The 12,033-nt window shown below is 68.1% G+C and carries 13 protein-coding genes; 11 read left to right on the forward strand and 2 right to left on the reverse strand.

What is annotated here, in order from left to right:
• Positions 1-58 precede the first annotated feature (58 nt).
• Positions 59-694, reverse strand: coding sequence for a guanylate kinase (gmk, locus tag ACNR9O_RS17610; RefSeq protein WP_473686436.1), 636 nt, complete (start codon positions 692-694; stop codon positions 59-61).
• Positions 691-1,551, reverse strand: a complete 861-nt coding sequence (locus tag ACNR9O_RS17615; protein ID WP_473700665.1) for a YicC/YloC family endoribonuclease — start codon at positions 1,549-1,551, stop codon at positions 691-693. Before ACNR9O_RS17615 ends, gmk begins: the two co-directional genes overlap by 4 nt.
• Before the next feature lie 85 nt (positions 1,552-1,636).
• On the opposite strand from ACNR9O_RS17615, the gene rph reads away from it, so the two are divergent.
• From rph to cydX, 11 genes are all read left to right on the forward strand, one after another.
• Positions 1,637-2,368 (forward strand): ribonuclease PH, encoded by a 732-nt coding sequence (rph, locus tag ACNR9O_RS17620; RefSeq protein ID WP_473686432.1) that lies wholly within the window; start codon positions 1,637-1,639, stop codon positions 2,366-2,368.
• A gap of 3 nt (positions 2,369-2,371) precedes the next feature.
• Positions 2,372-2,881, forward strand: coding sequence for a GNAT family N-acetyltransferase (locus ACNR9O_RS17625; RefSeq protein ID WP_473686430.1), 510 nt, complete (start codon positions 2,372-2,374; stop codon positions 2,879-2,881).
• 2 nt (positions 2,882-2,883) lie between these two features.
• Positions 2,884-3,492, forward strand: a complete 609-nt coding sequence (gene rdgB / locus ACNR9O_RS17630) for an RdgB/HAM1 family non-canonical purine NTP pyrophosphatase (RefSeq protein ID WP_473686428.1) — start codon at positions 2,884-2,886, stop codon at positions 3,490-3,492.
• Between the two features lie 2 nt (positions 3,493-3,494).
• Complete coding sequence (gene hemW / locus ACNR9O_RS17635) at positions 3,495-4,661, forward strand: radical SAM family heme chaperone HemW (protein WP_473686426.1); 1,167 nt, start codon at positions 3,495-3,497, stop codon at positions 4,659-4,661.
• Positions 4,662-4,747: 86 nt separating this feature from the next.
• A complete protein-coding gene (locus tag ACNR9O_RS17640) occupies positions 4,748-6,955 on the forward strand; it encodes a DUF1631 family protein (RefSeq protein WP_473686424.1) in 2,208 nt (735 codons plus the stop codon).
• Positions 6,952-7,314, forward strand: a complete 363-nt coding sequence (locus tag ACNR9O_RS17645; RefSeq protein WP_473686422.1) for a hypothetical protein — start codon at positions 6,952-6,954, stop codon at positions 7,312-7,314. Before ACNR9O_RS17640 ends, ACNR9O_RS17645 begins: the two co-directional genes overlap by 4 nt.
• Positions 7,315-7,424: 110 nt before the next feature.
• Positions 7,425-8,744, forward strand: coding sequence for a Xaa-Pro dipeptidase (pepQ, locus tag ACNR9O_RS17650; RefSeq protein WP_473686420.1), 1,320 nt, complete (start codon positions 7,425-7,427; stop codon positions 8,742-8,744).
• 191 nt (positions 8,745-8,935) lie between these two features.
• Positions 8,936-9,160 (forward strand): cytochrome oxidase putative small subunit CydP, encoded by a 225-nt coding sequence (gene cydP, locus ACNR9O_RS17655; RefSeq protein WP_473686418.1) that lies wholly within the window; start codon positions 8,936-8,938, stop codon positions 9,158-9,160.
• Positions 9,160-10,713, forward strand: coding sequence for a cytochrome ubiquinol oxidase subunit I (locus tag ACNR9O_RS17660; RefSeq protein ID WP_473700814.1), 1,554 nt, complete (start codon positions 9,160-9,162; stop codon positions 10,711-10,713). The genes cydP and ACNR9O_RS17660 overlap by 1 nt, the downstream gene beginning before the upstream one ends.
• 10 nt (positions 10,714-10,723) lie before the next feature.
• Positions 10,724-11,854, forward strand: a complete 1,131-nt coding sequence (gene cydB / locus ACNR9O_RS17665; protein WP_473686414.1) for a cytochrome d ubiquinol oxidase subunit II — start codon at positions 10,724-10,726, stop codon at positions 11,852-11,854.
• Positions 11,855-11,869: 15 nt separating this feature from the next.
• Positions 11,870-11,995 carry a cytochrome bd-I oxidase subunit CydX gene (gene cydX / locus ACNR9O_RS17670; RefSeq protein WP_473686412.1) on the forward strand — a complete coding sequence of 42 codons (126 nt, stop codon included), beginning with the start codon at positions 11,870-11,872 and terminating at the stop codon, positions 11,993-11,995.
• Positions 11,996-12,033: the final 38 nt, after the last annotated feature.

Below are 12,033 nucleotides of genomic sequence, written 5' to 3' on the forward strand. Positions count from 1 at the left end.
CGAAGACGGGCATGAAGGCTACGCGAGCCCGCTCCGGGCCAGGCCCGATCGTTAACGCTCAGGCCAGCAATTCGGCGATCAGCGTCTCGTGCCGGCGCCACTGCAGCCCGGCGCGCTGCCGCACCGCTCGCACGATCGCCTGGAGGTCGCCGAGGGCATCCTCGAACCGGTCGTTGACGATGATGTAGTCGAACTCGTGCGCGTGGGCGATCTCCTCGCGCGAGTTGTGCAGCCGGCGCTCGATCACTTCGGCACTGTCCGAACCGCGGCCGCGCAGGCGGCGCTCCAGCTCGCCCCGGGACGGAGGCAGGATGAACACGGTGACGCAATCGGGCTTGCTCTTGCGGATCTGCCTGGCGCCCTGCCAGTCGATCTCCAGCAGCACATCGCGCCCCTGGCACAGCAGGTCCGCCACGGTCGTGCGCGAGGTGCCGTACAGGTTGCCGTGCACTTCCGCGTGCTCGAGGAAAATGCCCTCGGCGATCTCCCGCTCGAATTCCGTGCGCTCGACGAAGAAGTAATGCCGCCCGTACTGCTCGCCCGGCCGCGGCGGCCGCGTGGTGTGCGAGATCGACAGCGAAATCGCCGGCTCGCATTCGAGCAGCGCATTGACCAACGTGGACTTGCCCGCGCCCGAAGGCGCGGCCACGACGAACAGGGTGCCTTCCAGCGGCGCGGCGTCAGGCGTACTCATTCGATGTTCTGCACCTGCTCGCGCATCTGTTCGATCAGCACCTTCAGCTCCACCGCTGCATTGGTGCTGCGCGCGTCGATCGACTTGGAGCCTAGCGTGTTGGCCTCGCGGTTGAATTCCTGCATCAGGAAGTCGAGACGGCGGCCGACCGGCTCCTTCAGGCCGAGCACGCGGCGCGCTTCGGCGATATGGGTGCTCAGGCGATCGAGTTCTTCGTCCACGTCGGTGCGGGTGATCTGCAGTACCAGTTCCTGCTCCAGGCGGCCGGGATCGGCCGGCTGCTTGAGGTCCGCCAGGCGCTGCTCGAGACGGGCACGCAGGCCTTCGCGAATCTGCGGCATCCAGCTGCGTACGTCGGCCACGATGCGCTCGATGCCGTCGAGACGCTCCGTGAGAATCTGCGCCAGCTTGGCGCCTTCGCGCTCGCGAGTGGCGGTGAGCGCGTCCAGCGCCTGGTCCAGCACGCCGAACAGCGCGGCCTGCAGTTCGTCCTGGTCCACCTCGGCCTGCTGCATCACGCCGGGAAAGCGCAGCAGCTCGGTGAATTCGATGCTCATGCGCGGGAAGCGCGATTCCAGATCCAGCGCCAGCTCGGACAGGCGACCGAGCACGCCATGGTTCACCTGCAGCGCATCGCTGCGCGTGTCGCCGCGCAGGCGCACGGTGAGATCCACCTTGCCGCGCGACAGGCGTGCGGCGATGCGTTCGCGCATGGCGCTCTCGAAGCCGCGCAGGTCGTCCGGCAGGCGCGGGCTCAGTTCGAGATAACGGTGATTGACCGTGCGCAGTTCGCAACTCAGCGTCCCGAGGGGGCCGCTGGTCTCGGCGAAGGCGTAGGCAGTCATGCTGCGGATCATGGAAAACCCTGTGCCGCGGGCGGCTGGAAAGGGCGCAATGGTAAACTCTCCAGCCCTGCCTTGCCCAATCAGGCCTCCGCGCACCATGAATGCCTCCGCCCGTCCCAGCGGCCGCGCCAGCGACCAGCTGCGTAACGTCTCCATCGAACGCCACTACACCCGCCACGCCGAGGGCTCCGTCCTGGTCAGCTTCGGCGACACCCGCGTGCTGTGCACCGCCAGCGTCGAGGATCGCGTGCCGCCGTGGCTGCGCGGCAAGGGCGAAGGCTGGGTGACGGCCGAATACGGCATGCTGCCCCGCGCTACCTCCAGCCGCACCCAGCGCGAAGCCGCGCGCGGCGGCCAGGGCGGCCGCACCATGGAAATCCAGCGCCTGATCGGCCGCAGCCTGCGCGCCTGCGTGGATCGCCAGGCCCTGGGCGAGCGGGTGATCACCCTCGACTGCGATGTGATCCAGGCCGACGGCGGCACCCGCACCGCCGCCATCACCGGCGCCTATGTGGCTCTCGTCGACGCGGTGAACGTGCTGATGAAGCGCGAGAACCTGCGCCGCAACCCGGTCTTCGGCGCCGTGGCCGCAGTTTCGGTCGGCATCTATCAGGGCGTGCCAGTGCTGGATCTCGACTACGCGGAGGACTCCAGCTGCGACACCGACATGAATGTGGTGATGAACGACGGCGGCGGCTTCATCGAGGTGCAGGGCACCGCCGAAGGTCATGCCTTCCGCCGCGAGGAAATGGACCAGTTGCTCGCGTTGGCCGAAAAGGGCGTCGCCGAACTGGTCGCTGCGCAGCGCGCGGCACTGGCCCAGGACTGATCCGTGCTCACGATCCGGCCACCCGTTGCTGCCGAACAAGACGCGATCCTTGCCGTCCATCGCGCTGCCTTCGGGCGCGAGGACGAAGCGCGTCTCGTCGACCAGCTCGCGGCAGCCGGCCGGAACGTTTTCGAATGGCTGGCGGAACAGGACGGCGCAATCGTCGCTCACACGCTTTTCTCGCCAGTCCGGATCGAACATGGCGACGACGGCCGTGTTCTCGGCCTCGCGCCGGTAGCGGTGACCCCGGCCTGGCAGCGGCGCGGCGTCGGCACGGCATTGCTGCGCGCCGCATTGAGCGACCTTGTTGCCACGCCCTGGCGCGCCATCGTGGTGCTCGGCGATCCCGCCTACTACGCTCGATTCGGCTTCGCGCCCGCGTCGAAGACCGGCTTGCACGACACCTACGGCGGCGGCGACGCCTTCATGGCCCTGGCCCTGCGCGACAGCGGCCTGGACGGCTACCGCGGCCGGGTCGACTACGCCCCCGAATTCGCCAACCTATCCGAGTGATCATGTCCCGCATCGTCCTGGCCAGCAGCAACCGCGGCAAGCTCGCCGAATTCAACGATCTGTTCGCCGACACCGGCTTCGAAGTGGTCACCCAGGGCAGCCTGAGCGTGGAGGATGCCGAGGAAACCGGCCTGACCTTCATGGAAAACGCGCTGCTGAAGGCACGCAACGCCGCCGCGGCAACCGGCCTGCCCGCGCTGGGCGACGACTCGGGCCTGTGCGTGGACCATCTGCATGGCGCGCCTGGCCTGTATTCGGCGCGCTACAGCGGCAGCCATGGCGATGCCGCGGCCAACAACGCCAAGCTGCTGCGCGAGCTGGAAGGCGTGCCTGGCGCGCGGCGCGGCGCGTTCTTCATCTGTGTGCTCGCGCTGGTGCGGCACGCCGAGGATCCCGCGCCGCTGATCGCCGAAGGCCGCTGGTATGGCCGGGTGCTGGAAGCACCGCGCGGCACCCAGGGTTTCGGCTACGACCCGCTGTTCCTGCCCGAAGGCATGGAACACAGCGCTGCCGAGCTGGATCCGGCGATGAAAAATCGCATCAGCCACCGCGGCCAGGCGCTCGCCGCGCTGCATGCGCGCCTGACCGACTGGGCGCACGACCGGGCCTGAGCATGTCCATGATCGCGCCGCCGCTGTCGCTGTACGTGCACATGCCATGGTGCGTGAAGAAGTGCCCGTACTGCGACTTCAACTCGCACGGGCTGCGCGGCGAACCGCCGCCGTACGAGCGCTACGTGGAACTGCTACTGGCCGATCTGGACGCCGACCGCGCCGACTTCGGCGCAGCGCTGGCCGGCCGCACGGTGCACAGCATCTTCTTCGGCGGCGGCACGCCGAGCCTGTTCGCGCCCGAGCTGATCGCGCGCTTCCTGGACGGCGTGCGCGAACGCCTGCCGCTGGCGGGCGATGCGGAAGTCACCCTGGAGACCAATCCGGGCACGGTCGAGCATGGCCGTTTCGACGGCTATCTCGCCGCTGGCGTCAATCGCCTCTCCTTCGGCATCCAGAGCTTCGACGACGACAAGCTGCGCCGCCTCGGCCGCATCCATTCGGCTGGCGAGGCCGAGGCCGCGGTGAAATCGGCGCAGGACGCCGGCTACGCCAATATCAATCTCGACCTGATGTACGCCCTGCCCGAGCAGACGCTCGACGGTGCGCTTGCCGATGTCGCCCGGGCGATCGCCCTCGCACCGACGCACATTTCCCACTACCAGCTCACGCTGGAACCGAACACGGCCTTCGCGGCCAATCCGCCGCCGTTGCCGGACGACGACCATGCCTGGGCCATGCAGGAAGCCTGCGAACAGATCCTGGCCGACGCCGGCTACGGCCAGTACGAGGTTTCGGCCTACGCGAGCCCTGGCCGCCGCTGCCTGCACAACCTCAATTACTGGCGCTTCGGCGATTACCTGGGTATCGGCGCCGGCGCGCACGGCAAGCTCAGCGACACCGCCGCGGGCATCGTCCGGCGCCGCTGGAAGGCTCGCCATCCGCGCGCCTGGATGGACGCCGCCGGCGGCCCGGGCCGGATCGGCGGCGACGCCGCGGTGAGCCCGGCCGAACTGCCCTTCGAGTACATGCTCAACGCCCTGCGCCTGATCGACGGGGTCCCGATGGCGGATTTCGCGGAGCGCACCGGCCTGCCCCTGGAGCATCTGGCCGCCCCTCTGGCCCAGGCCCGCCAGCGCGGCTGGCTGACCGACGAGAGCGCATGCCTGCGCACCACCCCGCTCGGCCAGCGCTTCCTCAACGACGTGATCGCCAGTTTCCTGGACTGAGGCTCGCACCTTCGGCCGATGGCGAGCGCGCCAGCGGCCGGCCTAGACTCGCTCCCACCAACAGGGGATTACGGCGGGGCCATCCCATGGATGTCGAACAACAGGGTCGACGTCAGCCGCTTGCGCCCGACCAGGGCGGCCACAGTGACGGCGGTGAGCCGTGGAGCCCGCGCTCGCGCCGGCTGATCGACGAGACCCAGGCTCTATGCGAAAGCTGGCTCGAAGCGCCGGTGCGCGCCTGCCTGCTGGAGGCCGGGCATAAGCTGCTCGGCCTGGCCGACCAGGCCCGAAACCATATGGATCAGCAGCTGCACATGAACATGCGCCAGCAGCTACAGAACCAGCGCGAAGCACTGGAACGGCATTTCCTCGCCGCAGTAGCCCAGCGCTTTGTCCACCTCGGCCAGAAGAGCGGCAGCGACGTGCCGGCCGCCTTGGCGCTGCTGGACGTGGACGAGCACGAGGAAACGGCCGCACTGGAACAGGCCAGCGCCCGCAGCGAGGCGCGGCATGCGCCGCTGCTGTTCGAACTGAGCTACCGCTTCGCCGCGCTGGCCAGCCTCCCGCCGCTGGAAGGCGAGGATCTGCCGCTGGGCGCGCAGGCGCTGGCCCATGCCTTCCTCGACAGCCTGCGCGATCACGACATCGCGATCCGGCATCGCCTGCTGTTGCTGGACAGCTTCGACCACACGGTGGTGCGCCACCTGGCCTCGCTGTACGAAACGGTGAACCAGCATCTCGCCTGCGAAGGCATCCTGCCATTCCTGCATGCCTACCGCATCGCGCGGCCCGGCGACGAACGACGTCCACGTGCGCCGGCCTCGGTCGAAGGCCCGGCCGCCGCATCGCTGGGGGCTGCGCCTCCGCCGGCCGGCGACAGTGTGCTGGACACCCTGCGCGCCTTGCTTACCTTGCATCGCGGCTACGCGACGGCCGGGTCAGCGCATGCGCGCGTGGCCAGCGACGAACAACTGCAGCGGGCGCTCGCGTCACTGCAGGAACACCTGGCCGGGACCTTCCGGCGCGTCGCGGATGGCAGCCAGGATGCACAGCGCCTGCGCGCCGAATTGCTGGCGCATCTGAACGCGATGCCCGACGCGAAAGGCGCGGGACTGAGCGAAGAGCAGGAAGACACCGTGCAACTGGTGGCGCTGCTGTTCGAACAGATGACCACGGCCGTGCAACGCAACAGCCACGCGCAGCGCCTGCTCGGTGAACTGGAGTTGCCACTGCTGCGGCTGGCGCTGACCGACCGCGGCGTCTTCGAACAGGGGGAACACCCCGCCCGGCGCCTGCTTTCGGCCATGGCCGACACCGCCAGTGAATGGCTGGATAGCGGCGATGCCGACACGGATCGCTCGATTGCGCTGAAGCTCACGCAACTGGTAGAACAGGCGCGCCGCGAACCGCCGAGCGCGTCGCTCTATACCAAGCTGTTGACCGACATCGAGCAGCATCTGTCCTTGCTCGCGCGCAAGGCGCAGGTCGCCGAACGGCGGCAAGTCGAAGCCATGCAAGGCCGCGAGCGTCTGGAGCATGCACGCAGCCGCGCCGCTCAGCTCATGGCCGAGCGCTTCCAGGCTGCGCCGCCACGCGGCCTGCTGCGCACGCTGCTGGAGCGCGCCTGGTCGGACGTGCTCGCGCTCACCGTATTGCGCAACGGCGAAGAGAGCGACACCTTCATCGCGCGCCTGCGCATCACCGATCAATTGCTCGGCCTCGCGGCCATCGACGATCGCACACGCCTGCTGATGGACATCCAGACCGGCCTCCAGCAGATCGGCATGCAGGCGGAGGAAGCGGCACAGGTCGCGCAGCGCTTGCTCGGCACACCCGCGCCGGACGAGGCGCCGGCCGCCGATGCCGGCCTCAGCGCAACCAGTGCGGCCTGGAAACTGAAACAGCACCAGCGCCTGGGCGAACAAACGGCGGCGGCGACTGTCCCGCCACCCGCCCAATCTCCCGCGCCGCTCAGCAGCGACGAACAGCGCATCCATGCGCGCCTGCTGGGATTGCCGTTCGGCACCTGGTTCGAATTCGCCGACGCGTCCGGGTCGCACGCGTCCATGCAGAAGCTGGCCTGGTATTCGTCCGTGTCCGGCCGCTGCCTGTTCGTCACGCGGCGCGGCACGCGCGGCGAGGAACTGACGCTCGAACAGCTGGCGCGCGACATCGCGCGCGGCCGCGCACGCGAAGCGACCGGCGAGCGCGAAAGCTTCTTCGACCGCGCGTTGCACGCGCTGTTCGGTCGCCTGCGCCGCGAAGCCACGCTGCCTGCGGGGAGCCGCCCATGAACACGCGCATCGCCTCGATCGAGCAGCGCCGCGCACAACGCAAGCGCGCGAACTTCACCGTAGCCGTCACCGACGTCATCCAGGGACGCGTGCTGGGCTACCTGGGCAACCTTTCCGCTTCCGGCATGCTGCTGATCGGCGACTGGGCACCGCGCAGCGAAGCGGTTCACCAGGTCAGCCTCGCCCTGCCCGGCCTGGGCGTTTCGCCGATGACCGTCGAGCTCGGCATCCAGGAGCAATGGCACGATGCGGCTGCCACGCCGGGGCAGGTCTGGTCGGGCTTCCGCATCCTGTCGGTCAGCCCGGCGGATGCGGCCCTGCTGGACGCCTGGCTGGCGCTGCCCGGCGGCAAGGACTAGTGGCGGCGCGCGGAGCCGCGCGCGATCATGAGCGTTCCCCCGGCGCCGCGCAGACGGCGCGCCCCACCGGGCTGCCAGCGGCACGCGGCGCCCGCCAGCCAGGAAGCCTCATGATCGATCGCCTCGCTTCGCTCTATCCCCAGCATCTGGCCACTGTGCGCGAGTACGCCGACAAGGCTCTCGCTGCGACCGGCCATGACCATCTGCTGATCGCCGCCGGCCTGCCGCCGCGCAAGTTCCTCGACGACCAGGACTATCCCTTCATCGCCAGCCCGCATTTCCGGCATTGGCTGCCGCTGACCGACGCGCCCGGCAGCTGGATCGTGCATACGCCGGGACAACGACCACGCCTGATATTCCTGCAGCCGCGCGATTACTGGCATGTCGTGCCGGAAGCGCCGCGCGGCTACTGGGTGGAGCATGTCGATATCACGGTGGTGCGCACGGTGGAGGAAGCCGTGGCACAGCTGCCCGCATCCGCGCGCCGCGCCGTGATCGCCCCGGCCCAGCCGGCGCTGGCCGGCATCGAGCCGAACAACCCGCAGGACGTGCTCGACTACTTGCACTGGTACCGCTCGTACAAGACGCCGTACGAGCTGGAACTGATGCGCGAGGCCAGCCGAATCGGTGCACGCGCGCACCGGGCCGCCGAACAGGCCTTCCGTGCGGGCGCGAGCGAGCTGGGCATCCATCAGGCTTATCTCGCGGCCGTCGGCGCGATCGATGCGGAACTGCCGTACGCGAGCATCGTCGCGCTCAACCAGCACGGGGCGGTGCTGCATTACACGCATTTCGACCGGATCGCGCCGGGCTACCACCGCTCCTTCCTGATCGACGCCGGCGCCAACGCGCTGGGCTACGCCAGCGACATCACGCGCACCTACGCTGGCCACGGCGAGGACGAATTCCAGGCGTTGATCAACAGCGTGGAAGCGGCCCAGCTCAGCTTCGCCGCCAAGGTGCGCGCGGGCCAGAGCTATCCGGAGCTGCACATCCATGCGCATCACGTGCTGGCGAATGTGCTGCGCGAGCATGGCTTTCTGCGCATGAGCACCGAGGCCGCGGTGGAAAGCGGCGTCACCGCGGCATTCTTTCCGCACGGCCTGGGCCACCCCATCGGCCTGCAGGTGCATGACGTGGCAGGTTTCCAGCAGAACGAGCGCGGCGGCAGCATCCCTCGCCCGGCCGGCCACCCCTACCTGCGCATGACGCGCACGCTGGAGCCCGGGATGGTGGTGACCATCGAGCCGGGCCTGTACTTCATCGACATGCTGCTCGCGGAACTGCGCGACAAGCCCGTGGCCAAGGACATCGACTGGGAACGCGTCGAGCTGTTCAAGCCCTACGGCGGCATCCGCATCGAAGATGACGTGGCATGCACCACGGGCGAGCCGGAGAACCTCACGCGCGACGCCTTCGCGCAGCGGTAAGAACGCATGTGCGGGAGCGGCAGTCGATCGCTCCCGCACATGACTCCACCGCCCCCCCCCAGGCGCCACCGCGCCCGGTCGGCTTGCGCCGGATCAGGCGCCTGCGGCAGCCCGCCGCGCGACATTGCTTCGCAAGACATCCACACGGGCGCGGCGTATCCTGCCCTGCAGCTGACGCAGGGGAACAACGGATGTCTACACCGCCGTCCCAATCCGGCTTTCCGCCGCACGCCCGGCCGCTGCGCCGCCTGGCCCGCGAACTCATCTTCATCGTCATCGCCAAGATCGTGCTACTCACCTTGATCTGGTGGGTGGCGATCGCGCCGCATCCCCGTCCCGACACCCGCCCTGCCGCGATCGAGCATCTGCTGGCTCCGGCAGCTTCGTCTTCCACCGCGCACAAAGGCCATCCATGATCATCGATGCCGAGGTCGTCACCCTCTCGCGCCTGCAGTTCGCGCTGACGGCGCTGTATCACTTCCTGTTCGTGCCCCTCACGCTGGGCCTGGTGTGGATGCTGGCCATCATGGAGAGCGTCTACGTCATGACCGGCCGCGAAGTGTGGCGGCGCATGACCCAGTTCTGGGGCGTGCTGTTCGGCATCAATTTCGCCATGGGCGTCGCCACCGGCGTCACCATGGAGTTCCAGTTCGGCATGAACTGGGCGTACTACGCGCACTACGTCGGCGACGTGTTCGGCACGCCGCTGGCGATCGAGGGCCTGATGGCCTTCTTCCTGGAGGGCACGCTGGTCGGCCTGTTCTTCATGGGCTGGAAGCGCATCTCCAAGGTCAAGCACCTGCTGGTCACCTGGTTCCTCGCCCTGGCCACCAGCCTTTCGGCGCTGTGGATCCTGGTGGCGAACGGCTGGATGCAGAACCCCGTCGGCTCGGCCTTCAATGCGCAAACCATGCGCATGGAGGTGACCTCGTTCTCCGAGGTGTTCTTCAACCCGGTGGCGCAGGCGAAGTTCGTGCATACGGTCAGCGCCGGCTACGTGATGGGTGCGATGTTCGTGCTGTCGATCAGCGCCTGGTACCTGCTGCGCGGCCGCAACGTGGATTTCGCCAAGCGCTCCATGACGGTGGCGGCAAGCTTCGGCCTTGCCGCCTCGCTGTCGGTGGTGGTGCTGGGCGACGAGTCCGGTTATGCGGTATCGGAAAACCAGAAGATGAAGATGGCCGCGATCGAGGCGATGTGGGAAACCGAGCCGGCGCCCGCCTCCTTCACCGTGTTCGGCATTCCCGACGTGGAGAACCGCACCACGCATTACGCGCTGCAGCTGCCGTGGGTGATGGGCCTGATCGGCACGCGTTCGATCGACAAGCCGATTCCCGGCATCGCCGACTTGGTGGAGGAAACCAAGGGCAAGATCGGCACCGGCATCCAGGCCTATGACGCCATGCTGGTGTTGCGCGAGGACAAGAACAACGCGCAGGCCAAGGCCATCCTCGCCGCGCACGACAAGGACCTGGGCTACGCGCTGCTGCTGAAGCATTTCATGGAAGACCCGCGCAAGGCGACGCCCGAGGACATCCAGAAGGCGGCCGACAGCACCATTCCGAACGTGCCGGTGCTGTTCTGGTCGTTCCGCATCATGGTGGCCTGCGGCTTCTACTTCATCGCGCTGTTCGCCTATTCCTTCTGGCAGGCCAGCAAGCGGCGGCTGGACGACAAGCGCTGGTACCTGAAGCTCGCCCTGTGGAGCCTGCCGCTGCCGTGGGTGGCGGCCGAGCTGGGCTGGATCGTCGCCGAATACGGCCGGCAGCCTTGGGCGATCGAAGGCATCCTGCCGACCTCGCTGGGCGTGTCGTCGGTCACCGCAGGACAGGTATGGACGTCGCTCGCCGGCTTCGTGCTGTTCTACACCGCACTGGCGGTAGTCGATGCCGTGCTGATGGTGAAGTTCGCCCGCAAGGGCCCGGACGGCCTCGGCCTCTGGCCCGCCGCCCGCCCGACCAAGGCCTGAGGAGAACGCCATGTTCGATTACGAAACCCTGCGGGTGATCTGGTGGGCGCTGCTGGGCGTACTGCTGATCGGCTTCGCCATCATGGACGGCTTCGACTTCGGTATCGCCGCACTGCTGCGCGTGCTGGGCCGCAACGATGACGAGCGCCTGGTGCTGCTGGAAACCATCGAGCCGACCTGGGAAGGCAACCAGGTGTGGTTCATCCTGGGCGGCGGCGCGGCGTTCGCGGCATGGCCGGCGCTGTATGCGGTGTCGTTCTCCGGCATGTACCTGGCGATCTTCCTGGTGCTGGTCGCCTTCATCCTGCGGCCGGTGGGCTTCAATTTCCGCGGCAAGATCCACGATGCGCGCTGGCGCAGCCTGTGGGACTGGGTGCTGGTCGCGTCAGGCGTGGTGGTCATGCTGATTTCCGGCGTGGCCTTCGGCAATCTGTTTCTCGGCGTGCCGTTCCAGTTCGATGGTGACCTGCGCATGAGCTGGCATGGCAGCTTCTTCGAGCTGCTGCATCCCTTCGCCCTGGTGGCCGGGCTGGTCTCCCTGAGCATGCTGCTGACGCACGGCGCCTGCTGGGCGGCGCTGAAGGCCGACCGGAGCATCGCGACGCGCGCCGCCATTTTCGCGCGCTGGTTCGCGCTGGCCTACGTGGTGCTTTATGTGATCGCCGGCATCTGGCTGGCCTATGGCGTGGCGGGCTATGCCATTGTCGGACCGGTGGTCACCGACGGCGTGTCCAATCCGCTGCTCAAGCAGGTGGCGCACGGCAGCAGCTGGTTCGCCAGCTACATGCAGTATCCCGCCTTCTGGCTGGCGCCCGTCGTCGCGATCCTGGGTGCCGTCGGCGTACAGCTGACCGTGGCCAAGGGCGGCCTGGGCGGCTTCCTCAGCAGTAGCCTCATGGTGGCCGGCACGATCCTTTCCGCCGGGTTCGCACTGTTCCCGTTCCTGCTGCCGTCACGACTCGATCCGCGTTCGAGCCTGACCGTATGGGACGCCTCGTCCAGCCGCGGCACGCTGGGCCTGATGCTCGGCGCGACGGTCATCTTCATGCCGCTGATCATTCTCTACACCAGCTGGGTGTACCGCGTACTGCGCGGCCGCGTGACGCTCGAGCACATCCGCGATTCCAGCCATACCTACTGACCGGAGTCTTAGACCATGTGGTACTTCTCCTGGATTCTCGGCCTCGGCCTGGCCTGTGCCTTCGGCATCCTCAATGCGATGTGGTACGAGCTGCACGCCACCGACGAGGCTCACGGGCGCGTCGAGCCCGACGATCACTGAGCCATGCAAAACGAAGGGCCCGCACAAGGTGCGGGCCC

This window comes from Dyella sp. CR10 (assembly GCF_055814425.1).

Bases quoted from the DNA above. Each gene is read 5' to 3' on its own strand.
- ACNR9O_RS17615 (WP_473700665.1), bottom strand. From the start codon at position 1,551: ATGATCCGCAGCATGACTGCCTACGCCTTCGCCGAGACCAGCGGCCCC.
- cydP (WP_473686418.1), top strand. From the start codon at position 8,936: ATGTCTACACCGCCGTCCCAATCCGGCTTTCCGCCGCACGCCCGGCCG.
- cydX (WP_473686412.1), top strand. From the start codon at position 11,870: ATGTGGTACTTCTCCTGGATTCTCGGCCTCGGCCTGGCCTGTGCCTTC.
- gmk (WP_473686436.1), bottom strand. From the start codon at position 694: ATGAGTACGCCTGACGCCGCGCCGCTGGAAGGCACCCTGTTCGTCGTG.
- rdgB (WP_473686428.1), top strand. From the start codon at position 2,884: ATGTCCCGCATCGTCCTGGCCAGCAGCAACCGCGGCAAGCTCGCCGAA.
- ACNR9O_RS17640 (WP_473686424.1), top strand. From the start codon at position 4,748: ATGGATGTCGAACAACAGGGTCGACGTCAGCCGCTTGCGCCCGACCAG.
- cydB (WP_473686414.1), top strand. From the start codon at position 10,724: ATGTTCGATTACGAAACCCTGCGGGTGATCTGGTGGGCGCTGCTGGGC.
- pepQ (WP_473686420.1), top strand. From the start codon at position 7,425: ATGATCGATCGCCTCGCTTCGCTCTATCCCCAGCATCTGGCCACTGTG.
- rph (WP_473686432.1), top strand. From the start codon at position 1,637: ATGAATGCCTCCGCCCGTCCCAGCGGCCGCGCCAGCGACCAGCTGCGT.
- hemW (WP_473686426.1), top strand. From the start codon at position 3,495: ATGTCCATGATCGCGCCGCCGCTGTCGCTGTACGTGCACATGCCATGG.
- ACNR9O_RS17645 (WP_473686422.1), top strand. From the start codon at position 6,952: ATGAACACGCGCATCGCCTCGATCGAGCAGCGCCGCGCACAACGCAAG.